We start from the raw sequence: 25,105 nt of genomic DNA, 5'->3' as shown, positions 1-25,105 counted from the left end.
TCAACTGCACATAAGTTTGTATCCTTGTCCATGCACGTTGATAAGTTCGATTGATTTGTCCAGTTTCAACATTTTACGCAGTTTGGTGATATATACATCCATGCTGCGCGAGCTGTAATAGTCGTCCTTGCCCCAGATCAATTCCAGCGCCAGTTTTCGGTCTGTTATGCTGTTTTTGTTTTCCGCCAGAAATTTGAGCAATTGTGCTTCTTTCGACGTCATTTTCACAGATTCTTTCCCGTCGCTGATGGTTTGCCTGCTATAATCGAACACAAGTTTTCCCAGCAGGAGCGGCTGATCGGAATCGTGCTGAATATTCACCGAGCGGTTTATGAGTGCGGTAATACGTGCGAGTAACACATCCATGCTGAAAGGTTTGGTGATGTAATCATCGGCACCAATTTCGAATCCTTTCAAAATGTCGTTTTGCATCGATTTGGCTGTCAGAAAAATGAGCGGCAATGCAGGTGACAAAGATTTCAAATCAGCTGCAAGCGAAAACCCGTCTTTTTCGGGCATCATCACATCAACCAGCGCCATATCAATTCCTGTGCTCTGGTTGTACTGCGTCAATGCTTCGACACCATTGCGGGCCAGCAACACTTCAAACCCCTTGGCATTCAGAAACGACTGAAGGATGAGCCCCATATTTACATCATCCTCGGCCAGCAATATAAAAATCTTATTATTTTTCATGCAATACAGGAATTTTTATGGTGAATGTTGTTCCCTTACCCATTTCACTGTCCACGTTAATATGACCTTCGTGACTTGAAATGATAGCTTTCACATAGCAAAGACCAAGTCCGAAGCCTTTCACGTTGTGAATATTTCCTGTCGGAACCCTGTATAAGCTATCAAATATCTTTTTCAGCTCTTTTTTTTCAATTCCGATTCCATTGTCGCGAACAGATATAACAAGGTGTCCGTTGGTGTTTTCAGTCCGTACAAAAATTTCAGGATGATGTGGTGAGTATTTAATAGCGTTGTCGAGCAGGTTGAATATTACGTTTTCGAAATGTACCGGGTCGACTTCAGCAAAATAATTTTCAGCATTCAGACTGGTGAAGACATCTCCCTCTTTCTGATTCACCCACAATTTAATGTTGTTTACGGATTTTTCTATCAACCGGTGGATATCAGTTCTTTCCTTTTTCAGATCCATTCGTCCCCGGTCGATAATGGCGGTCTGCAGAATTTTTTCTGCCATGGCAGCGAGCCGTTTGTTTTCTTCGGCAATGATATTAATAAAGCCAGTCTGTTGGCCGGCATCGAGTGCTGCAGATTTATCGGAAAGCATTTCACAGGCCAGCGAGATGGTCGAAATTGGTGTTTTTATCTCGTGGGTCATATTGTTGATGAAATCTGTTTTCATCTCCGAAAGCCGCTTCTGCCGCAAAAGATTGAATAAAATAAAGAAAAAAGACACCGCAATGAGGGCTACCAGAAACAAGCTTAGAGAAAGCATTCCTGAAACTTCAGAATAAATATAATTTCTCTTGTCAGGAAAATAAAGCATGATGTAATCGGGCGAAGAAAACATGTCGCTTGGGAAAAGCCGGTATCCGAAATTTGAGTTTCGAAGCTTCTCTTCGTATCCAGGAACGCTTTGCATGATTACCGTGTCACGCTTTGAGCTGTAAATACCAAAGACAACATCGGCCACGATACCACGAAATGCGAGTTCCGCACGGATCATTGAATCGAGAGATACTGAATCAATGCGACTTTCAACCGGAAAGAAGTGATTAATGTTGAAAAAGTCTTCCATTACATCGCCGATAAGGTATGTTCTGCGTAGAAAGCGGTCCACATTGCGATAGAGCTGATCCATTTTTCGCTCCTGAATGGTCTGGAGGTCTTTCTGTGCTTTAGCACGTTCCAGCTTTTCAATAAGGGCAAACGGCAGCTCCATGCGCAATAATGAGTCTGCCTCCGGAATTATCACGTCTGTTTGAATCTTTGAGGTGTCGATGTTTTTCAGATACTCTCCATATTGATTCATAGCGACTTTTTCGCTTATTTCATTTCGCGTACGGCGAATAATACTGTCGGTTCGCATACTGTCAATACCAATCTGCTGAAGTGAGCGGAACAATTCCTGATTTAAGGAGTCTAATGTATTGATGAGTTCCTGTTCACGCGAGAATGATTTCAGCTTTCTGCGCACCTGCGATGCCACCTCGTTTTTTTCCATCTGAAAAACGATTTTCGACATCACATCATTCACATTCCTGTCGAAAGTAGCCTCGCTGGCATTAACGGCTGTTCGTATATAATAATATTGAATGACCGCAATTCCAATCAACGCCACCGCCGATACTGCAATAATGATTGTCTTTAGCCTGTTTTCCTTACTCATGATGCGCGATTAACAATTATTAACACTTCTTAACACCCATTAACAAGAGAGACCCTGCTTCCAACATATCTTTGTGGAGTAAAATCTGATTCACACACACGTAAAAATATTTTCAGGTTTTTGGTTTATTTATTGGTTTATCACAAAATGCAGGACGCCACTCCTGCATTTTTGTTTTTATATAGTTTGTACCTTTGACCATTGCAAGCACAAATGTATGAAAACAAAAGCGGATGTAAATTTAGTGAAGAATTTTATATCTGAAAAAGACTTTTCGGATATTGAGCCGGCGCTGCAAAAGGCCCGTAAATCACTTCTTGAGAAAACCGGGGCTGGAGCTGAGTTTACGGGCTGGGTAAACTGGCCATCATCCTTGCTTGACTCAGGCGAAATTATCAACAGAATTGAAAAAACACGCGAACGGATCGCAGCATTTGATCCCGATGTAATTGTTGTTATAGGCATCGGAGGCAGTTATCTGGGAGCCAGAGCGGTTTATGATGCACTCACACCGCCCATTGGCCGGTGCAGACCGGAAATGATATTTGCCGGCCACCAGCTCGACGCTGATTATCACGCATTGCTCTTGCAATATCTCCAGGAGCGGAATCCCGTAGTGGTTGTCATTTCAAAATCGGGGACCACCACCGAACCGGCAATTGCCTTTCGGCTCATCCGCACGCTGATGGAGGATAAATATGGCGACGACGCCAATCAACGAATTATCGCCATTACCGACGAAAAAAAAGGCGCTTTGCGCTCTTTGGCCGATTCACAAGGTTATGAATCATATATTATTCCCGACGACATCGGTGGCCGCTTTTCGGTTCTGACGCCAGTCGGGTTGCTACCTCTGGCACTCTGCGGCTTTTCGGTGCGCGAACTGCTGCAAGGTGCAGCCGAGTGTGAAAAAGAATTGTCATCGTTCGATTCAATAAAAGATAATCAAGCCATGCTCTATGCTGCCATCAGGCAGATTCTATACCGACAGGGAAAGAATGTTGAGTTATTGAGCACCTTCTGTCCGCGTTTATCTACACTAAGCGAATGGTGGAAACAACTGTACGGCGAAAGTGAAGGCAAGGAGCAGCAGGGAATTTTTCCGGCCTCGCTGGTGTTTACAACAGATCTGCATTCGCTCGGACAATTTGTTCAGGATGGAAACCGCATTCTTTTCGAAACTTTTCTGTCAGTCGGAAAGCCGGAAAAAGACATCGAAATACCAGTGCTGAACAGCAACAGCGACGAATTGCTATATCTCGAAGGCAAGAAAATGAGTTATGTGAACCGCAAAGCCGAAGAGGCAACAAGGTTTGCCCATGTGCAAGGCGGGGTGCCGGTTTTGGCACTCGAAATGCCGGAACTGAGCGAATTCACTCTTGGCGAAATCATGTATTTCTTTGAATTTGCCTGCGCTCTGAGCGCTTACACGCTTGGAGTAAATCCATTCGATCAGCCCGGTGTGGAGGCCTATAAGCAGAAGATGTTTGAGTTGCTTGGAAAGAATAAGAAATAGCGAAGTTGAGATTATGTCACGCGTCGGGAGACGCGCGCCCAGGTTGAGGTCAAGGTGAAGGTCGAGGATGTTAAAGTTTGTAAAGTTCATTAAGTTTGTAAAGTTGAAAGGCTACATAAATAATATAACTGTGAAGGCAAGACAATTAACCATGTTGCATTTTTTCTATGCCCTTGGCGTTTTGTGTTTATTCTCAGCTTGTGCGACCGTTGAAAAACCCAATGGCGGGCCGTCGGACAGAACAGCGCCCAAAATGGCTGCAGCTACACCGGCGGACTCCGCGGTAAATTTCAGCAGCAATCAAATTGTTTTGGAATTCGATGAATTTGTAAAACTGAACAATCCGAACAGTCAGGTGCTCATCAATCCTTTTCCGCAGGAAAAACCAGCGTTGACCGTACAGGGAAAAAAAGTAAAAATTGAGCTTAAAGATCCGTTGTTGCCAAACACCACTTATCATATTTTCTTTGGCAATGCCATTCAGGACATCACTGAAAATAATCCGGCAGCTGGACTTGATTATGTTTTTTCGACAGGATCGTTTCTCGACAGCTGCTCGCTGAGCGGATTTGCCGGAGACGCTTTCACTCAAAAATTTACCGACAAAGCATGGGTAATGCTGTATAAAAATCTGAGTGATTTGCGCGACACATTGCCCGTCTATATTTCGCATGTTAACGACAGAGGCGCTTTCAAGTTCAGAAACGTTGCGCCCGGAACGTACTATCTGTGCGCTTTGGAAGACAATAATTCAAATTACAAATTTGATGTTCCCGACGAAAGAATTGCATTTTTCACGGAACCATTTGTTTTGTCTGCTGAAAAAGCCACCATTGATTCTGCCAATCTATATCTGTTTACAGAAAAGGCCACCATTCAAAAACATCTGAAAACAGAAATGATCCATTATCACACTGTGCGATCATCGTTCCGCTTACCACTTGAAAATCCAAAAGTCACTATTCTCAATAAAAAAGGTGAAACAACTTTTGCATGGAATGAAAAAAAAGATTCAATAGTTTTCTACGTAAAAGGGACAGAAGCTGACTCGCTTAAATACATCATACAGGATGGAACATTCAGTGATACATTGGCGCAGGCGCTGAAGTTTAAAGGACGGCAGAAGGATTTTTCAACTGATACATTGCTGCGGTTATCATCCTCGGCGTTGCTTGAAAAAATTGCTCCCGGAGAGGATTTTATATTGTCGTGTATGATACCGATCGAAGTATGGGACACCTCAAAAATCATCTTTGCGCTGAACAAAGACACACTTCCCGCCGTTTTTACAAAAGCTGATGAAACGGGCCAACGCTGGAAGCTGCAGCACCAGCTGAAGCCAGGCGACAACGCTGTGCTCATTATTAAAAAAGGTGCTGCCACCGACATTTTTGGATATAAAACAGACAGCACAAAAATCAGTTTCAGAATGATCGCTGAAAATGAAGTCGGGACGCTGGTGATTGATTTAATGAATCTGCCCGGCAAGCCATTGATTGTTTCAGCAAGCACCAAAGAAAAATCATACACGCAGGTATCAGCGCCCGAAAGCGATAAAGTTATTTTCAAAAACATGCTTCCCGGAGAGTACGAATTAAAAATAATAGTTGACGAAAACGAAGACGGAGAGTGGACTCCCGGGGTTTTCGATCAGCGGTTGCAGCCAGAAAAAGTATTCACAATCCCCCGCCCCGTACAGGTGAAAAAAAGCTGGGACTCGAAATTGAGCTGGAATCTGGAGTATTGAAAATCAACAGAAGAAGGTATTAAATTCCGGTCGCTGTCTCCTTCGATACGCCGCAAGCTATTTACTTCCAAAGAGCTATGAGAGCGGCACTCAGGATGACAGCAGCTTTTGAGTCATTTTTGATTTAGGTGGAAACCCTCGCTTTGTACGGATTTCACTTACTCAGCAAGCGATAATTCGACGCTGAATGTTGTGCCGGAATTTTCAATTGATTCAAACCATATGCGGCCTTCGAAGCCAGTGACAATGTTTTTCACCATGGCGAGACCCAGTCCGGTTCCTGACGATTTCGTTGTGAAATTTGGCTGGAAAATTTTCTTCTTTTGTTCCTCCGACATCCCGGTTCCGTTGTCCTGTACAACAACCAGCGCTTTCCCATCTTCAACTTTAAGCGTCACGTGGATCATGCCCCTGCGCTCAGGAACAAAGGCCTGCTGCGCATTTTTAAGCAAGTTGTTGAATACCCGCAGCAACTGACTTTCGTCGGCATACACATAGAGCGCAGTATCAGGGAGCTGCAGCGTGATGTCGTAATCTTCGCTTCTGTATAAAGTAATAACACTTGACAGCACATCGTTGAGACAAATTTTCACCACCGTGGATTCGGGCATTTTTCCAAAATGCGAGAAGGCTGTTGCAATATCACTTAAACTATCGATTTGCTCAACCATTGTCTGCGAGTAGCGTTTCAGACGTTCATTGAAATCTTCCGCTTTATCGTTCCATGCCTTTTCGAGATACTGCGTGCTGAGTTTCATGGGAGTGAGCGGATTCTTAATTTCGTGTGCAACCTGCTTGGCCATTTCGCGCCAGGCCATTTCGCGCTCCGACTGTGCCAGCAACTCAGCTTTAAAAGCCAATTCTTCGATCATGCGATTGTATTCAAACACCAGGTCGCCAATCTCATCGCGACGCTTCCACTTGATTTTTTCGTTGGTTGTGCCCAGTTTAATATTCCTCAATTTATCCTTGATCAGTCGCAACGGTTGAGTGACATAATTAGACACAACAACCGTGATGAGAACTGTAAGTAAAATGATCAGCATGTAGATATTGATGAATGTGCTGATGAACGAAGAAATCTCTCTGCTGAGCTCATTTTCACGTGCAAAATAAGGAAGATTCAGATACGCAATATTTTCATTTCTATCGTTGCGCACCGGAATATATACTGACATGAAAGCCATTTCGCCAATGTGTTCTGTGATCAGCAGAAAAGAATGATTACGCTGCGAGAGCATGGCAAACGCGCCTGCACTCATACGATCAGAAATCAGCTGCTTGTCGAATATCTGCGGACGTGTAGTTGCCAGCAGCTTTCCATTGAGAGAATACACATTGAGATCCGTGAAAAAAACCTGACTAAACTTCAGCAATAATTCCGTAACATATTGATCATCGCCCGGTGAAAGCGGACCATATTGCGAGAGTTTATGTTCTAATTCCACCACAAGCGAATGGGCTTTTTCGCTCACAATTTCTTCATTCTTGCTTTTATTAAGACTTCGCAGATTGAGTACCGATATCATTCCGGCCACGAAGAAAATAACGAGAATAATCATAATAATCATCCACTGCAAACGCGAAGAAAACGAGACTGCCAGTCGAATTCTGAATCCAAATACCCGACCTGCAATCAACATGAAACAAACAGCGAGCAAGCCGAAGAAAAGCAGAATGTAGCTGAAAGGCGCCAGTGAAGAAGGTATGTCTCGATCGCTTTCAGTAATGATCAGCACAAGCCGGTCAGAAACTGTCAGCTTAAAATGTATATAGCCATTTTCGTGAATGACCGTTTCATCAGGCATTGAATTGAACAGAGCACTTATGCGCGTCGGATAATTGAATTTTCCGTAACGCGAAACGAGCCCGTCGTCGAGATATCTTGCGTATGCAATATTGGACGGAACTGTTTTTATTCCGCTGTTTACATCAACGAGCAAATCGGGATAGCCCAGACCTTTTTCGTATGAGGCAGGAATCAGTTCCGCGAAGATATAGGATGTATCGCCCGGAGCTTCCAGTTTTATTTTGCAGAGATAATATCCTCTTCCGGTTCCGTCATTAATAAAAACCACATTATCGGCAAGAGAAGGAATCCCGGTTCTGAAAGAAATATCGTCAAAAAAATCAATACAGGAAACGTTGGTGTCTGCAGGCTGTATCAGGATTTCTTCGCCTGAATGACACCAGGTCGTCTGCAAAAAATATTGTCCCAGATAACCATTGAAATATCTGCGTTTCAGATATTGAGTTACATTGAAATCTTTTATTTTTTTATACGGATCATTCAACAAAACACTATCGCCAGAAATTTCAGGAAGCAAGTCACCGAGAAATTCTTCCGTAAGCGGATCCTGTTCTGTCGCAAGATTGAGCGAAAGCAGTTTCAGCTGATCGTATTGTTTTTGTTGTATCGCATAATTGAGCGACACCGTTGTAATCCCTGCAGCCAGCACAAGATTGAGCAACAAATACACCGTCCGGTTGCTGTACATGTGGCGCGAAAAAACAAACTGCATTATGAGCAGGTATGCAGAAATGGACAAAAACAACCAGACATTGAGGCCTGCAAGAAACGAAACAACAACTCCAATTGACAGAAACACAAGCGAGATCAGAAGCCATGTGCGGAAATACAGACGCAGACGACTTACCAGCGAAATCATAAGATAATGCAACAAAATAATGCAGCAGAATAAAAGGAAGAGCGTAAAAAGCATGAGCGCCGAGCGAATGTCGAGCGACAGAATATTATTGAACGTGAAATTGATTGACGTGTTAAAAAGAAAAGCGTTGATCCCGGAAATTACAAAATACGCCAAAGTGGCTGTACACGCATAAGTCACAAAAAGAAAAGCAATGCGTGGAAAAACATTTTTTCGTTTTCTTCCGGCAAGCAAAAGCAGTTCGCGACTAAAAAAAGAAATCCAGGTTACAAACAGAAAGGCCGCCATCAGGAGCGGTGCCAGCTGCGGAAATCTGCTGGAAAAAGCAAAAAAAGCAGGATTATTTACACTCAGTTGCTCATAGATCTGAAGCGACAAAAATTCTTTTCCAAATAAAAATAAAATCAGCGGAACTATTGCAAGATAAAGAAGCTTGAGCCAATAAAACTTCTTCAACAAAGATGCGCGTTCAGCAACGGCGTAAAACGCCATAGCAAGCAATACCAGCGAAAGAAATAAAAGCAAAACCACCGTTATATCCTGCACAGCAGATAAAGGTTTGTCTTCTTTGTTGAAAACAACAGGAATCGGATTTGTAATCCCCTCAACCGAAATCAAGGTGTCTGCTTCATTCTTTTCTGCTACAATGCTGAATCTGCAATCGCTGCACAGATTCGGACTCACACGGCTGATGAGATAACTATTCTGATAAAAATAGCTGCTTTGCAATAGCACCAGCGCGTAAAACCTATAACTCCCTTCTTGAATACTGCGAACAAGATAATAACCATTTCCGTCGAAAACGATGCTCCCCGAACGCAGCGTGTCTGCGCTATCTGGCAACGGTGTCCGGTTGTCGCTCCAAAAGATTAGAGAATCGTGATGATTAATAAAAATTGTGGCATTCAGCGATTCTGCTTTTTTACTAAACGATCCAATGGAAAGCATCGAAAATGGATCATCCAGATACATCGGATTTGAAGCCCAATTCAGCAAAGAATCTGTTTCTGAAATTGTCTCCTCCAACCCAGAGCTAAACAGATCGATCTGCTTTTCCGAATTGCGGAGATTTCCGGCAGGAATAAAATAGATAATAATCAGCAGCACTGCCGAAAGACAGAGGAACAGAACTGGTGATAATTGCCGGAGTTTTTTCAGAATCATGCTGAGAGATGTTATACAAACCTACATTATTTTTCTGAAATATCAATAAACATCACGAACCGTTTTTTCAACCACACACTTTGCAGCAAGGCAATTACAAGCCAATATTCACCGTATGGTAGTATATCAGCGCCATCAGAAAATAACGCGGAATGCGAAGTGATGACCACAGCAACATCCTTTTTGTTGGATAGTTCATCATTCCGACGATCGCCATTACCAACGTGAACGGCAGAGGAGTCAATGCTGCAGCGGCAACCAGCCAGCTACCCCATTTCTTTGTATTGCGGATATACTTTTCAAATCGCAACGTAAAATATGCATTCACTTTTTTATTTTTCCTGATCAGCTTTCCGAAACCAAAAGTGAGAATACCGGCCAGATATGACATGCTTGCAAGTATAAAAAGCGCCAGCCACTTATATTCAAGTCCTTCGCTCCAGATGATAAACAAATCAGAAGGAATCAAACCCAACAAAAGTTCAGCTCCAAATGCGACCAGAAACACCAGCCATCGCGGCACATGGTTAACCAAATAGTCAAATGTCGCGTCGATATCGAAAATGGTTTTCTCAGCAATAAGAACCAACCCCACTACCACTGCAAGCAGAAGAAGAAAGTTGAGCATGCTCTTCCCAACCTCAGTGTAGAATCCTGTTCTTTTGAAATAATGATAACGCAAGCGCCATCTTCGCAAAAATCCACCTTTTCCCATTTATAAGAATTTAGGCAAATATAATACAACCAACGCTAATCGGCAAGTAAAACAACGATGGCATCCTTAATATTTATCAGGCCAGCCATGTCGGCAGTCAAAACGACAATGACCACAATCATTACCCACCGAATAATTTCTGAGCCCCTTTTTATTGCCATGCGTGAAGCAACAAAAGCTCCAATCACATTTCCGATTGCATGAATGAGTCCGTATTTCCACATCACCTGATCGTTGATAATGAAAATGATGAGTGAAAAAGGAACATACAGCATCACCAGCAGATTTTTCATCACATTGGCTTTCATCAGATCAAGACCCAGTCCCAGCACTATGGCGGCCAACAAATAATATCCGACACCCACATGCAGAAATCCGCCATAAACGCCAATTACAAAAAACAACGGATAATTCCATTTTTTCACAGGCAACTCAAGCAATGCAGCATTACCTTTCAGCCACAACGAAGGTTTGAACAAAATAAAAGCAAGCATGATGATCATGATGATCACAAAAGCGTAACGAATAATATCTTCGTTCAGTTTTACAGCAATGAATGACCCCGCCACAGACCCGATGACCGTTGGTATTCCGACACGTAAACTTTTTTTCCAGTCGACGAGGTGACTGTTCTGAAAACTTGAAACCGAGGTGAGTGTCTGAAAAAACACCGCCAGCCGGTTGGTACCGTTGGCCACTGTAAGCGGCAATCCGAGCCATGTGAGAACCGACAAAGAAATAATGGTTGCTCCGCCCGCCATAGTATTGATGAATCCGACAAGCAGTCCGGAACAAATGAGAATAACAACAACATTAGTCTCCATGGCGCTTTCCAAGTTTGCTATGCTTGCGTCCGAAAGTAAAATAAATAACGAGGCCAACAGCCAGCCAAACGAAAAAACGCAGCCAGTTGGTGACACCAAGTTCTGACATCAGGTATAAATTAATCAGCAGTCCAACCACCGGAATAAAGCTCCATTGGCGGATTGTAGCAGCTATCATCACCACGATGGCCACACCAAAATAGATTAAAACCGGAATTCTTTCCCCCATAAATGCTTCCAACGAAAAATCGCTGGTGAACATGAACAGTGCAATATAAGCAGGAACCAGCAACAGCGGAACCCAAACGCGCGAATTCATATATGGAATGCGAAAACCTTTTCTGATTTCAGGATCGCTTTTATCAAGCAGAATGACGCCACCGGTTACCAGCACAAACGCAAACAATGTCCCGATGCTGGTCAGGTCGGTCATCTCCGTAAGATTTGTAAACAACGCAGGTACCGCAACCATAATTCCGGTAATGACCGTGCTGAATGCCGGCGTTTTATATTTGGGGTGAAGTTTCGAAAACCGCTTTGGGAGCAGTCCATCGCGACTCATGCTCATCCAGATGCGCGGCTGACCCACCTGAAAAACAAGCAGCACACCCGCCATTGCAATCAATGCAGACAAAGCAATAATGCCACTGAGCTGCGACATTCCAACTTCATCAAACACGAATGCCAGTGGATCACCTACTCCAAGTTTTTCATAAGGCACCATTCCGGTCAGAATAAGCGCAATGACAATATAAATCACCGTTGTTATACCCAGCGCATACATCATGGATCTCGGCAAATCGCGCTTCGGATTTTTACATTCTTCTGCCGTGGTACTGATGGCATCGAATCCGATGTAGGCAAAAAAGACACCAGCCACTCCTTTCATCATGCCCGAAAAACCATTGGGTGCAAAAGGTGACCAGTTGTCGGGATTCACATAAAAGGAACCCACGGCGATTACAACTATCAAAATAATCAGCTTCAGCGCCACCATCAGATTACTTGCAATTTTCGATTCGCGGATACCGCGAAAAACAAGAATGGAAATCAGTGCAACAATACAGAATGCAGGAATATCGGCAATCAGATGCACACCGCCAATTTGTGGCGCATTGATCCAGGCCAGATAACCCTCGCGCAAAGGCGCATCAATACTACCAAGTTCGGAACCTTTCGCTAACAACGCTGAAACCGTTTCATGCGCCCGAGAAGCAGTGAGAAAATCCACCGTCATAAATTCCGGCAAATGCCATCCGAAGCCCGTTAGAAAGCCCGTAAAATAATCGCTCCACGAAATGGCTACGGCAATATTTCCGATGGCGTATTCCATAATCAGGTCCCACCCGATAATCCAGGCGAACAGCTCCCCAAAACTGGCATAAGCATACGTGTAAGCACTTCCGCTGATAGGTATGGAGCTGGCAAATTGTGCATAGGCCATGGCCGAAAATCCGCACGCAATCGCAGTTATCACAAACAATAACGAAACAGATGGACCGCCTTCGACAGCGGCTTTTCCGATGGTGCCAAAGATTCCGGCCCCAATGATAGCAGCAATTCCCAGCGCCGTCAGATCGACCACGCCCAATGTGCGTTTCATGGGCTTATCGTCCTTTTCGTGCTGCGCGACAATATCGGCAACCGATTTACGTCTGAATAATTCGCGGAAGCTCATCCGGAAAATTTTAGTTGCGCAAACTTACTCAAATTTCTGAAAATCACCAGAAATAGCCGAATGAAGTTCCCGGTCACTAAATGACCACAAGCTTTGCCTGTGAAAGCCGGGATCTCTTCGTATACTTCAGACTTCTGTTGATTTTCACTCTTGCAGCGCTTTCATTTTTGGATTGAGCATCATACGAATTTTTACACAGATAATCGACTTTTTCCCGATTATCTGTGCATTTTTTGGTATCTCCCGGCCATTTTAAGTGAATTGTATTTGCAAAGTATCCAGACTGAATGGAGACTTTTGAGTAAATGTATCCATTTTGAATGGAAACTTTGTATCAGCACCACACAAAAAACATCCGGCACTGAATTGCTACAATGCCGGATGAAAGAATTTGAAAATTACATAAAGATAAGGAATGTCTACATTGTTGAATTAGTGTGATTTGTATAAACAATTTAAACACAAGATGCTACAGTTATTTTAGGAGTTTGCTGACGTTTTCGCAAACAAGAAAACAACAATGTAAAAGAAGCTATTTAAACGTGATAACACAATACTTTTCTGCACTGTCCATATACAACACTGCATACAATTCATTTGTCGATTTCCACTCGCCAACCTCAGAAATCTGAAACGAACCCGATGAAAGATCTTTTTCACAGAGCATAACAATATTTGCGCCTATGGCCGAATATATTTTATAATTGGGGTCACTCCAGGATAACCCAAAAAGACTGTTGACAAATGTGAAAAGAACTGACCCATCCGGTGATAAAACAGGCAGTTCATTAAACGTAAATTCAGCTCCGGTAGCTTTGCTGACGAATATGAAAGATGAACTTTCATAACAACCAGTTTGAACAACAAAAAAATCTTTAAAATCACCAATGTGTTCATATACAGTAAAATATTCTGGACCGACTGCCTCGCATGGTGTTTCTTTATAAACCACATTTTTGCCCGTCGCAAGTGGCAAGACTAAAACATGATTTATAGTTTTTATAAGGCGACTGGTGTCATACATATTGCTCACAAATGCTTTAGATGCAATGTAATCAGCCTGATTTATACTTCTGACTACAATGTACTTATCTTCGTAAACGACAGAATTTCCCATCATAATTTCCTTTGCATCTTTAATAAACCTGCATTCGGTTTTCTCAAAATCACCATTCATATATTGCCCATTCTCATAAGAAACCCGAAACAATTTATTTTTTAAAGAAGCATTTATTTCACCGAACCCATCACCAAATGCAGATGTCGTGGTGTTGCTAAGTAAACCAAATTGTATTGGTACGAAATCAAATGGCACATTCGAAATTTCTACAAATTCAATCTTGTTGTTTTTTGAATCATGGAACTCATAGAAATAATGAGTTACATCCATAATATCGTAATAATAGGCTGTGTCAAAAACTGCTTCGGTGGTATTTGTTTGTGCATGGCAAAACAGGCTTAAATTAATTAACATGCAAAAGGCCATGCCTGCAAATGATATTTTCTTCATTTTATCCTTTTTCAAAAGCACCTACTCTCTTCCCGCTTTTCGGCTTCCGCGTTTTTTAATCGCTCTATTGTTATTTAAAACTGTTGCAAAGGCTAACGATAATGATCGCCTCTATTGCACTACCTTTAAATAAAAACCCATCTTCAGCTTTTTCTTTGCTGTCAGCTTCTGAATCAAATCTATTCCCATTCACATATCCATAATTATAATAATGATCAGAAAGTCTCTCTCCCGTTGATTCTGACACAGTATAAATCTTAACAGAACCATCCGCCTCAATTACAGCTTCATTATAGTGTTTTTGCCGATAAAATATTTTCTTTCCATTTCTAATCAAAATTTTTGATCCAGTCGCTTTCCATTCTCCAAATGAATTTTCCAACCTACTATAATGACGTCTATATACTGTGTTATTTTGATAGTAAGCTACAAATCTGCCATCTCGATAATCACACAGTTTTGTTGATGCATATGGTAACGTTTTGTCTTCGAGCATTATCTTTTCATTTGGCGAATTTGCTGCCAATAGTTCTTCCCTTGCTTTTTTTGCTTCAACGGCATACTGTTCGTGTCGGGCAGTTTCTAATAAAGAATAAAGTATATTTTTATTGACATTATTGAGTTCTTTTAATTTTTCAGTGCACAAATCATTTATTAAAGATGAGTCCGCAATTTGCACTGGTTCTAATGAATAATAATGTGATTGATTATCCACTTGTGAATAATAACTCACTTCAGATAAATTATTACCATCCATTTGATAACTAACGCTGTTATACTTTAAAGATTTTTTTCTATTATCAAAATAACTATAAAGATTTGAACTCATTGTACCAGGGTGCTCAACCTCATCAGGAACATCTGACAAAACAATATCAATGGGCAACTTCAGTAATCCAAGTGCGGCCATTTGTTCTTTAGCAACAATATACATTTCATTTGCTTTTTTATAATCATATATTTTTGTTTCATAATAAACATGTTCAAATTCAACACACTCTGCAACAAATTTATAATGCACAATTTCATCAATGATTTCAGCCATTGCGAGCCTTTCCTTTACTTTTCTCTCTTCTTCCTGCTTTTTTTGTTGTATTTCCGCAGCTTTAATTTTAACATCATTTAATTTTTCAATATATGTATCTATGTTGCCTTTTTTAGGGTGATCATCGTGCTTCATTATTTCAAACCATACATCCGCCGAATCAGCATATTCAACTGAAATCATTGACGTAGCTTTATTGAAATAAATCACAGCTATATTTTCACTAGCTAAATACATAAAATCCATTTGTAGAATAGCCTTATTTGTCCAAACCCCATACTTATCAAGTCGTTCATTATAAAACTTTTTAAGTAAAGGCAATGCCTCATCAAACTTTTGTTCCTTCAATAAAGGCTCAATATCCTTTTTGTAATTTGTTGCTTTCTGAGCTGAAAGACAAAACGACAAAAACACTAAAGCACCAAAAATAAACAGTCGCATAAAAAATATTTATTTCAACGCCTACTCTCTTCCCGCTTTTCGGCTTCCGCGTTTTTTGAATTAGTTTTACTGTTTTAAATTTCAATTGTCTGTCCAGGATAATTGTTTAAATCAAATGTAATGATTGCAGATACAGTGTCCTTCTCTTTATGCAAATAGATGTTGTGCCCACGATTACCTACATATGAACTAATATAGTTATTGAGGCGTATTCTTGCATCATTCATCATCAGGATATCAAATGGTGGTATGATCACCCAAAATACTGCAATAAAAACACGACCATTTTGGTCTCTGAATTCTTTTAATTCTGCATTCATAGCTCTGTCTGTTTTTTAATACCTGCTAGTTGTTTCATGTCTTCAACTTCTTCTGTAGAAGATATATTTTCGAATGTAGAGAAAGTCCTATCAAAAATATTTTCATCAGATAAAATCTCAAAGAATTCTTTCAATTTTTCTACATTTTCAGTATAGAAAATCGCAGAAGTACTTTTGCTATTGTTCGCATAGTGAATAGTTATTTCAACTTTTTTCATCTTATGTTAATTAAATGGTCCAGAATTACCGCAGTAAAAATATAATGCAGTTCCGAAATCCTGCAGCGGGTCTTCATGTGCTGTGGATGTGTATGCATCAAACGCAATACTAATTTCGTCAGATTCATATTTTCCACTTTGGAATAAACCAGGAATTTTCCACGTATACAATACTTGTCTGTCGCCATCAGCATTGTGAGTTTCCCTTTTCCCTGACGGATATCCCCATGCTCTATAAAAATCCCCATATTCGTGACCTTTAATATATTTCCACGCATCCTGGCCACATTCGCAGTCATACGCCTTCCTTACTTCCTTTGGCCCGCATGCAGAAAGGCCAATTATAACAATGGATACATAAACAAACGCCAACCTATTTCTCATATTCATTTTGTTATTATTAAAATTTTGATTCACTACTATTTACTTAAATGGTCATATTGTTCCTTAGTAACTTTTCCATCTCCACCGCAAGATGAGCAAGTTGTATATTCTCCTGTTACATTGTTTATTCTTTCACCCGACCCATTACAATGAGGACAATCATAAGAAGATTGGCTAGATTCTGTAGTGACTTTAGAATCTGAAGAACTTTTGTTGTTTGATTTTTTTCCAGAGCAGCCAACTTGAAAAACTAACAAACTTGAAATGATTAGAATAGCAAATCCAAACAAAATTTTCTTTTTCATTTTTCTCTTATTTTAATCCATGCCTACTCTCTTCCCGCTTTTCGGCTTCCGCGTTTTTTGGTTTTATACCGTATTAATCAATCGAAAAATGTAAATGTTACAATGCGTAATAAATATTGTATATTTCTGATTATGATTGATTTAATAGACGTTTTGAACTTTTTCGCGATACAAAAGAATAAAGATTATTAATAATCGAAAATGCAACCTATGTATATCACATTTTTACGTAAGTTTGCGACAATGAATCCGGAGGTGTCGTTTCACATATTGCAGCAAGCTATTACAGCAGGAAACCATGTTGTTTTCGGCGATTTGTATGCCGTATACCGAAACGATTTCATACGCTTTGGCTGCAAAAAATCGGGCTGCACAGAAGAAGAATGCGCCGATGCTTTTCAGGAAGCCGTGATTGCATTGTATGAAAATATCAGAGACAAACGTTTGACGGAGATGAATTCTTCGGTTAAAACTTATTTGTTTTCGATTGGCAAATTCAAACTAATCAACCTGCAGAAAAGAAAGCTCCTGCATGGTAACTTTTGTTCGCACGAATTGATTAATGGGAACACATGCGATGTGAATCTGATGGAAACAAAAAGCAATTCGGAGCATATAAAAAAACAGGTGGGAGCGTTTCTGACCGAACTCTCCGAAGAGGAAAGGGTGATTCTGGATCAATATTATATACAGGAGCAACCTCTGAAAGAAATTGCTGCTGATCTGGGCATTAGCGAAGGAGCCCTTCGCAAGCGAAAGTTTGATATACTGAAACGCTTGTCATTAAAAGCAAAAAAAATTCTGTTGGTTTGTTTGAGTGTATTATGATGGATGAAGAAAAAGACATAGAACTGGCAGAATCATACCTGTTGCACCGGATGACGGAGCAGGAAGCAGCGGCATTTGAAAAACGCATGATTGCTGACGAAGAGTTGGTAACCAATGTTGAAATATTGCGCACATTAATTGACAAGATTAAAGAAGAAGACGAGAAAAATCTGAGGTCGGTATTAAAAAACAAAGAAGCCGGATTCAGCGACAAGCGCGGCAACAGAAAGCCTATACGGCGTATCGTATTTCGTGCAGCTGCCATTCTGATACTTATGCTCGCTTTGTTTGCCATCCTGTATCCATCATTGCGCAGTAATCAATCAAATACCATAGAACTGGCCACGAAATACAAACCCTCCGAGCCAGGTTTGCCGGTATTGATGGATCATACTACAAATATTAATTTCAACGAGGCGATGAATCTTTTCCGGTCGGGAGACTTTTCCGCCGCAGGGCGCAATTTCAACGAAATGCTAAGCAAAAAACCCGTCAATGACACCTTGTTATACTTTTCCGCCCTCTGTCATTTTGAAACAAACAATTATTCAATGGCCGAAAAGAATCTCAAAAAACTTCTTTTGGAAAAGGAATCTGTTTGGAATCAAAAAGCGGAATGGTGGCTGGCTTTAACGCTGGTAGCTGAAGATAAAAAAGCAGAAGCGGCAATAAGTCTTGAAAAAATTCAAAACAATCCGCATCACTCATTCAGTAAAAGTGCATCAGCATTGCTGTGTGAAGAGTATTTCAACAAATAAAACGGATTTTTATTTCTTATTCTGACTCAACTTTTTCCGTCGGCGTAAAAACACCAGCAACAGCAATCCAGCCAGCACAGCCGATCCCGCTACGGCTGCTAACACAAAATACTGATTTTTCCTTTGAGTACTCTTTAATGAAACAGTCAGATTATCGCCTGTACATTGTATCGAAGCCCAGTAAAACGGATGAGCCATTTCGGGATGTTCTTTCCTGAACAAAGCTTTTGCCTCAACCAAAGCTGCGTGAACGGGATATCCCTCGCTCAGAAAGCGGTAAAATGAAGACATTATCAGAGCAGAAGCCTTATCATCAGCTTTCCATAAAGAAGTGATAACAGCAGGAGTGCCGTTTACTGCAAAACTACGTCCAAGGTTATCGGAGCCTTCGTACATTTTTAAAACGCCTTTCCCACTTTCGCACATAATCAAGCAGGCAATTATTGGCGTTGATAAAAGATTTTCAATTTCACTATACGTCACAACAGCTGAATCATTAAGTAGCAATGCTGGTTTCATTATCGAGCTATCGAAATAGCCATGCGCACTTATCTGTAAAATATAGGGATTCGAATTTTCAATTTCCTTTAAATGATTTGCCGAAACAGCATCGTATTGATGTTTTAAATCATCGCACAGTTTGCGGTTGAACAATAAGTCAGGATACTTCTTATAACTTGGATTCACCGTAAAAACCGCTACATTACTATCGAAATGGTCCTTTCTGAATAGTGGATTAATCAATAAGGAAAAGCGATTCTGAATGTTGTATTCATCACCAAAAAAATGATTTTTATTTTTTAAATCGGGAAGTAATGCATCAAACGGCACATTGCAAAAATCAGCCTTAGAGGAGATGTGAACAAATCGTTTCCCAATCATATATCCGCAAACAGGCTTTATAAATGAATTGTATAATGAATTCAAAGCAATATAAACCGAATCTTGTGTGTCGTTTATAAATTCAGGATTGGCAAGTACAGACAAATCAGAAAAATCGGGTTTTGTTCCGGTATAATAGTTCAATTCCCCGTTTGACACAATGAATATCACGAAAGGATTATAATATGATGAATAATAATCAAGAAAAACATGCCTTGTATATTTAGTGAAAAAAATATTTTTTTGTATCCCATCAATAAAATATTGTTCGTTGTATTTACTGTTTTGTTTTTCCTTCCGGGAAGCAAGCAAATCAAGGTATCTCGATTGCTGACTGTGGCAAAAAGCATCCGTTAAATATTTTTTATTGCCGGTTAACTTGTACAGTTCCAGTTCGGCAAAAATCAAAGCATCAAACTGAAATAAATTATACACTTCAAAAACAGATCCCAGTTTGTCTGTTTTCAGATTATTAATTAAGTCAATATATACTTCATATGCAGCTGAAGTATTTGCATACAACTCGTTCAAATGTTCTTTCTTTTTTTGAAGAAGATATAAATTGATAAGAAAATCACTCTTAAACATCATCACATTCAATTTGCCTGTTTTAAAAAACATACGGTCAAGCTTCCCTGACACATTGTTTTCATTAAGAATCTGAATTGATTGGTTCGCATAACTCAAGCAATTCAAATTATTGTCAATCGTATTCCCAAAAGTATACTTTTGAACCAGCGCCTTTGTGAAATACAGTGTTGATAACGGATTTGGGTTGTCATTGAATTTGTTTCTAAGATACAACTCCCTGTCATAAAGTTCCTGTGCCCTGATATAACAATACTCAGAAAATGCACGATCGGGATTCTTATTGGAAGGCTCATCACGAAAATGAAGGGCAAGGTCAGTAAATGCATTTGCCTTGTCATGAATAAAATCAGGCAGGTAATAATTCAGCCATGGGTGCGGTATTGCGGCGATAGAGTCAAGTTTTGCTGCTACCTGAATACAAGTTTTCTTTTCATTACCGCGCATATAATAAATTTTGTACGCATAAACATATGTCCGCAAAATCTCCGGAGCATTTACTTTGTTACGCTCTTCAATGGAGCATGAATTAATTAGCTCAACTGCCTCTGATGAATAAATCATGGCGCTGTCGATGGCAATCATATAATTAAAACACCGCGCCAGATTACTGTAACTTTCGGCAAGCAGGCCTTTCCTGTTTGAAAAAAAACGGCGCTTAACTGATAAGGAAAGTTCCCACACACGCTTTGCTTCTTCAATATCATTCACAGAATATAAAATGTGACCTTTAACATCCAATGCTCCAGTCAATGCAGGGGTTACTTTTATTCCATTTTTATAAAGTGATTTGATTACAAAATCATTAAGTGATACTGCTTCGTCAATGTTTCCATGTTTTATATATAAAAAACTAAGTTTGTTCAAGTTTTGCAGAACACTATCCGAAGCACTATTCTGAGTGCTGCAATTCATTTTAAGGACAGCAATTTCAGATTCAAGTGCGCAGGGTTGAGCATTTAAAAAACGTACAACAAATAAAGAAACAGTAAAAATTATTATTCTATTCATCAATGTTTGTAGTGAAAAATATGAAGCCCGTGAATTATTAGGAGGCTACTATCAATACGTCTTCGTCATCGAAGCCGGAACAAGAATGGTGAAATCACCTTTGTTCAGGTCTTCCGGAGCGGGATTCAGAATGTCATCCACTTCTGAAACGGAGATGACTATGATTTTTAAAGCAGAATTTTTCTTTTTAATATACCATGCAATGCCTTCGCCGTAATCGCTGTGAAAAGAGCCATTATAATGAATAAAGGTGTGTCCGGGTTTCATGTTCTGCAGAATGAATTGCGCCATGGTTGCATCTTTGGCGGCCTGCGCCTTTGGCAGATTGGCGTTTGCGTGACCTCCGCCCATGCCGCCCATACTCATCATACTTTTATAGCAATTCAGATTTTCGTCGTAGGCCATGGGCAATGTTGCCATAAAATTTTTTGCGTCAGCACTTAATGAATCAAGTGCCTCAAATCCGCCTGCAGCCACCATCGACGCATAGCGGCGCGGAATGTTTGAAGCTACAAATGTCAGCTTCTTTTCTTTGGCAAATTCAATCAGTGGTTTATAGTCGGTCTGATAATTATTCCACAGTTTTGCTTCGTCCTCGAAATTTTTCTGTTTGATTTTGCCGGCCAGATATTCATCAAGCAATAGCTGGTTGTCGGTTTCGAACATTTCGGCACCCAATATAATTTTTCCGGCCTTCTTTTCGTGAAGCGCCGCAGTAATTTCATATTCCATCCAGTGACAGATCGGGTTGTTGTGGTATTCGCCGATAAATACAATGTCGGCAACAGCGAGCTGATCAATAAATGTTGTCCAGCCAACTTCTTTACCCGCAGGATTTGAAAGCACATAGGCGGGTTTCTGCGCTGTTGCGCTAAATGAAATAAGCAGAAGAAAAAATGAAAGATATTTCATATTCTGGAAAATTTGGAGGTTCTGGTTATTCTTCTCACCGACTCTTCCAGGACACTTCGTGACTCTGGACGGTCGGGAGCAAATCGAATATCTGATATCATCTCTTTCGCTCCGCTTCGTCTTTCAGGAACTGATAGAAAAGCCGCACGCCGACACCGGTTCCGCCCTGTGGCCAGTAATTCCAGGCGCTTTCCATAAAGGCAGGGCCAGCGATATCGAGATGGATATATGGATAGTCGGTAAATTTTTCGAGAAACTTTCCTGCTGTGATGGCACCGGCATACTTGCCTCCGATATTGGCCATGTCAGCTACACTCGATTTAAGCTGTTCGGCATATTCATCCCAAAAAGGAAACTCGACAATACGTTCAAAAACCTCTTCAGCAGCAGCATGCAGACGTTCGAAATAACCAGAGGCTCCTGATTCCATACCAACAATGGCATAATGACCTATAGCAGCATGAGCGGCTCCGGTGAGAGTTGCAATATCAATAACAACAGCCGGATCATATTTCTGAGCATAGGCCAGTGCGTCGGCGAGAATGAGACGGCCTTCGGCGTCGGTGTTTTGTATTTCGACCGTTTTTCCGTTCATCATAGTGAGCACGTCGCCAGGCGCATAGGCATTGCCTCCCGGACGATTGTCGGTAGCCGGAATCAGTCCGACCACATAAACCGGCAGCTGCATGGATGCAATTAATTGCAGGGCACCGGCCACAGCAGCTCCGCCCGACATATCGCATTTCATATCGGCCATAGAAGCGCCGGGTTTAAGATTCAGTCCGCCTGTGTCGTACATTACCCCTTTGCCAACGAGAATAAATGGTTTTTTATTGACATGTTTTTTGGGCTTGTATTCCAAAATAGTAAAAGTTGGTTCATCAACGCTGCCCCTGTTTACGCCAAGCAATCCACCCATTTTCAGCGCTGTGATTTTTTGTTTTGAAAGTACCTCAACTTTCACCGGAACATCTTTCAGAAAAGAAGCAATCTGCTTAGGAAACGAAACAGAAGTAAGCGCCGATGGAATCTCATTCACCAGATCACGAGCAAAAGAGACAGCATTATGCATACGCATCAATTCAAATATATGAACATGTTCCACCATTGTCTGGCGAATCAAAATTGAATTAAGGTGCTTCTTGGGTTCGTTGTTTGTTTTATACTTCAGAAACTCGTAATTGCCAAGCAGCATTCCTTCCAGAAAATATTGCGTCAGCGCTTGTTCTTCGAGATAAACATCCAGCGATATTTCCTGAATTTTCTCCTTATTCGTGATTTTTACAACATCGTTACCAAGGCGACGAAGCTTCTCAAGATCCGATTCCTGCTTGATTTTTTCAGGAATAAAAGCCACAATGTCCAAATTTGGAAGTCGGTTGAAATACACAATTTTAGCTTTGTCTTTTCGCAGCCGGGTTTTCATATACGCCTTTTCCTCCTTCGAAAACAAGCCGGCAGGCAGACTTTCGGGCGAATCGGTCAGATAAACGGTAGTGCCTACTACAGTGCGGCGGCGATATAGTCCAATTTTGACTTCCATGATTTTTGTTTTTACAAAAATACTAAATATTAAGGCTTGTCAAATATTCCTGTATAAACCTTTTGTAAAACTAGAGACTCTGTCGATAATAACATTAGGCTGACCCTTGCCATTATGAATAATACCGAACTTTGCATATTAATCAATATCGACAATTTAGTGAGAAAAGAAATGAAAGAAAAAGACAACAGACAACAAAAAAAGGGTTCTGAAGTAATGGAGAAAGCCATAAAGGTTGTTTTTCCGGTAGTCGCAGGATTATTCGCCAATATTCTGATGTTGCTTTTGTTTTTCATAATTGTTGGCCAGAATCACGCACTTTCACTAGGATACAAACATTTTTTCCTTTATTATGCCCCATTGTGCCTTATTATTGCTATTCTTTTTCAAATACTTATTGTTATTCCTGTTTTTTGCAAATATCAGTTTACAACAATCCGACAGCAAACCATTGGTATAATTGCCCTATTTATAATTTCCGTTTTTGGCTCAGTAGCATTCGCATACCAGGTTTCAAGCTTAGATTCAACTCCTTTTGATTATATTACTGACGCGATATATAGCTTTATGTTCATTTTCGTTTACTGGCTCATCAACATTTATGTCATGGACAAACTGTGTAAAATTGAAGACTCTGAAAGACAGGATTAAAATCGGATGACTTTCTGAGATTAGTGCAATTTGCCGTGATTTTATAAATGTTTTTTATCTTCGCAAAAAAACGGCATGAAGAAATTTATACTATTCTCTGCACCCACTGCGTTTTTCCTGACTCTGTTAAACATCGTATCAGCTCAGAATACCCAGCTCGCCGGAATGGATTTCGAAAATTGGAGTCAGAATTATTACAATGTAATGTTTCCTTCAAATTGTTATTGGGAAAATCAGCCAACAAGTTTCTGGGCCAACTCAAATGCTGCGACTACCATTGTTAATGATTTCTGTTGCGAACGCACTTCAGACTGCAATAGTGGAAGCTATGCGGCACATCTTGAAACAAAAAGCATTTTTGGTGTTCCTGCTGCCGGCAATCTTTTCACAGGAACATTTGTTGCTGATGGATTCAATTCGCAGGCCCTGCGGGGCGTTCCGTTTACTGACAAACCGAAATCTATTAAGGGATATTACAAATATACGCCGGCCAATTACAACAATGGAAGCGCCACTGTTCCGGACACCTGCGCCATTTACGCCATCCTTTCCTATTGGGACGGCATGCAAAGAGTGGAAATCGCCAGAGCTGAAATGTATTCAGCCAATATTGCATCTTCTTACACTTTGTTTGATCTTGATTTTATATATTATTCTAATACAACGCCCGATACTGTTTCTGTGGTTTTTGCATCTAGCAAATACGGCGATCTGTTTGAGGGCGGCATTGGAAGCACGTTGATGATTGACGATGTGGAATTTGTTTACCCGGTTGGATATGCTGAAGACAATACCTTCAGCAAAGTTTGGAACGATGGCGAAAACTGGATTTTTTCTTTCCGAACGAATGCTGATCGCAGCATTTTTCTGTACGATGTTTCGGGCCGTTTAATTTACAAAAAGTCAACTTCTGAGCTCAATCACAAGACGTCGTCAGACTTCTTGAATCACGGAATATTTCTGTACAAAATTGTTGAAGGAGAAAAAACCTTCAGCGGCAAACTGGTCAAATAATGCGTTTTTTTGTTGCCTTC

Annotated in this window: 21 protein-coding genes; 7 read left to right on the top strand and 14 right to left on the bottom strand. The window is 40.7% G+C overall.

The genetic code is table 11. The annotated features are described in order from the left end of the window. Both A2W93_06440 and A2W93_06435 read right to left on the bottom strand, forming a co-directional pair. A complete protein-coding gene (locus tag A2W93_06440; protein OFY53259.1) occupies positions 1-696 on the bottom strand; it encodes a two-component system response regulator in 696 nt (231 codons plus the stop codon). After that, positions 686-2,362 (bottom strand): hypothetical protein, encoded by a 1,677-nt coding sequence (locus A2W93_06435; protein ID OFY53258.1) that lies wholly within the window; start codon positions 2,360-2,362, stop codon positions 686-688. The genes A2W93_06440 and A2W93_06435 overlap by 11 nt, the downstream gene beginning before the upstream one ends. 217 nt (positions 2,363-2,579) lie before the next feature. On the opposite strand from A2W93_06435, the gene A2W93_06430 reads away from it, so the two are divergent. Then, the gene (locus A2W93_06430) at positions 2,580-3,878 is read left to right on the top strand and encodes a hypothetical protein (protein ID OFY53257.1); all 1,299 of its coding nucleotides are present in this window, start codon (positions 2,580-2,582) and stop codon (positions 3,876-3,878) included. Between the two features lie 103 nt (positions 3,879-3,981). Next, positions 3,982-5,625: a hypothetical protein gene (locus A2W93_06425; protein ID OFY53256.1), complete on the top strand. Its 1,644-nt coding sequence runs from the start codon at positions 3,982-3,984 to the stop codon at positions 5,623-5,625. 158 nt (positions 5,626-5,783) lie between these two features. Here the strand turns inward: A2W93_06425 and A2W93_06420 are convergent, their stop codons facing one another. The 4 genes from A2W93_06420 to A2W93_06405 all read right to left on the bottom strand — a co-directional run bounded on the left by A2W93_06420 (position 5,784) and on the right by A2W93_06405 (position 12,675). Beyond that, positions 5,784-9,458, bottom strand: a complete 3,675-nt coding sequence (locus A2W93_06420; GenBank protein OFY53255.1) for a hypothetical protein — start codon at positions 9,456-9,458, stop codon at positions 5,784-5,786. A 94-nt stretch (positions 9,459-9,552) separates the two neighbouring features. Continuing rightward, positions 9,553-10,173 (bottom strand): hypothetical protein, encoded by a 621-nt coding sequence (locus tag A2W93_06415; GenBank protein OFY53254.1) that lies wholly within the window; start codon positions 10,171-10,173, stop codon positions 9,553-9,555. A gap of 35 nt (positions 10,174-10,208) precedes the next feature. Further along, positions 10,209-10,997 carry a hypothetical protein gene (locus tag A2W93_06410; protein ID OFY53253.1) on the bottom strand — a complete coding sequence of 263 codons (789 nt, stop codon included), beginning with the start codon at positions 10,995-10,997 and terminating at the stop codon, positions 10,209-10,211. Further along, positions 10,987-12,675, bottom strand: coding sequence for an amino acid transporter (locus A2W93_06405; protein ID OFY53252.1), 1,689 nt, complete (start codon positions 12,673-12,675; stop codon positions 10,987-10,989). Before A2W93_06405 ends, A2W93_06410 begins: the two co-directional genes overlap by 11 nt. A 150-nt stretch (positions 12,676-12,825) precedes the next feature. Between A2W93_06405 and A2W93_06400 the strand changes: the two genes are divergently transcribed. After that, the gene (locus tag A2W93_06400; GenBank protein OFY53251.1) at positions 12,826-13,116 is read left to right on the top strand and encodes a hypothetical protein; all 291 of its coding nucleotides are present in this window, start codon (positions 12,826-12,828) and stop codon (positions 13,114-13,116) included. A 91-nt stretch (positions 13,117-13,207) separates the two neighbouring features. Here A2W93_06400 and A2W93_06395 read toward each other — a convergent pair whose 3' ends face one another. The 5 genes from A2W93_06395 to A2W93_06375 form a co-directional block, all read right to left on the bottom strand. Continuing rightward, complete coding sequence (locus A2W93_06395; protein OFY53250.1) at positions 13,208-14,149, bottom strand: hypothetical protein; 942 nt, start codon at positions 14,147-14,149, stop codon at positions 13,208-13,210. A 106-nt stretch (positions 14,150-14,255) separates the two neighbouring features. Further along, the gene (locus tag A2W93_06390; protein ID OFY53249.1) at positions 14,256-15,671 is read right to left on the bottom strand and encodes a hypothetical protein; all 1,416 of its coding nucleotides are present in this window, start codon (positions 15,669-15,671) and stop codon (positions 14,256-14,258) included. A gap of 74 nt (positions 15,672-15,745) precedes the next feature. Next, entirely contained in the window at positions 15,746-15,991 is a 246-nt protein-coding gene (locus A2W93_06385; GenBank protein OFY53248.1) for a hypothetical protein, read from the bottom strand. Next, complete coding sequence (locus tag A2W93_06380; protein OFY53247.1) at positions 15,988-16,209, bottom strand: hypothetical protein; 222 nt, start codon at positions 16,207-16,209, stop codon at positions 15,988-15,990. The genes A2W93_06385 and A2W93_06380 overlap by 4 nt, the downstream gene beginning before the upstream one ends. A gap of 6 nt (positions 16,210-16,215) precedes the next feature. Further along, positions 16,216-16,593, bottom strand: coding sequence for a hypothetical protein (locus A2W93_06375; GenBank protein ID OFY53246.1), 378 nt, complete (start codon positions 16,591-16,593; stop codon positions 16,216-16,218). Positions 16,594-17,141: 548 nt separating this feature from the next. Here A2W93_06375 and A2W93_06370 point away from each other — a divergent pair. Next, positions 17,142-17,726, top strand: a complete 585-nt coding sequence (locus tag A2W93_06370) for a hypothetical protein (protein ID OFY53245.1) — start codon at positions 17,142-17,144, stop codon at positions 17,724-17,726. Beyond that, on the top strand, positions 17,726-18,484 hold the full coding sequence (locus A2W93_06365; GenBank protein OFY53244.1) for a hypothetical protein: 759 nt from the start codon (positions 17,726-17,728) through the stop codon (positions 18,482-18,484). Before A2W93_06370 ends, A2W93_06365 begins: the two co-directional genes overlap by 1 nt. Before the next feature lie 9 nt (positions 18,485-18,493). On the opposite strand, the gene A2W93_06360 is transcribed toward A2W93_06365, so the two are convergent. The 3 genes from A2W93_06360 to A2W93_06350 form a co-directional block, all read right to left on the bottom strand. Further along, a complete protein-coding gene (locus tag A2W93_06360; GenBank protein OFY53243.1) occupies positions 18,494-20,965 on the bottom strand; it encodes a hypothetical protein in 2,472 nt (823 codons plus the stop codon). Positions 20,966-21,016: 51 nt separating this feature from the next. Beyond that, entirely contained in the window at positions 21,017-21,877 is an 861-nt protein-coding gene (locus tag A2W93_06355; protein ID OFY53242.1) for a hypothetical protein, read from the bottom strand. Between the two features lie 97 nt (positions 21,878-21,974). Continuing rightward, positions 21,975-23,420: a hypothetical protein gene (locus A2W93_06350; protein OFY53241.1), complete on the bottom strand. Its 1,446-nt coding sequence runs from the start codon at positions 23,418-23,420 to the stop codon at positions 21,975-21,977. 159 nt (positions 23,421-23,579) lie between these two features. Between A2W93_06350 and A2W93_06345 the strand changes: the two genes are divergently transcribed. After that, positions 23,580-24,071 carry a hypothetical protein gene (locus A2W93_06345; GenBank protein OFY53240.1) on the top strand — a complete coding sequence of 164 codons (492 nt, stop codon included), beginning with the start codon at positions 23,580-23,582 and terminating at the stop codon, positions 24,069-24,071. 75 nt (positions 24,072-24,146) lie between these two features. Next, positions 24,147-25,085: a hypothetical protein gene (locus tag A2W93_06340; protein ID OFY53239.1), complete on the top strand. Its 939-nt coding sequence runs from the start codon at positions 24,147-24,149 to the stop codon at positions 25,083-25,085. Positions 25,086-25,105: the final 20 nt, after the last annotated feature.

It is taken from the genome of Bacteroidetes bacterium GWF2_43_63 (assembly GCA_001769275.1).
In the GTDB taxonomy this organism is placed as follows: domain Bacteria; phylum Bacteroidota; class Bacteroidia; order Bacteroidales; family DTU049; genus GWF2-43-63.
The sequence above is the reverse complement of the archived record's forward strand: the minus strand, read 5'-3'. Positions and strand labels throughout refer to the sequence as shown.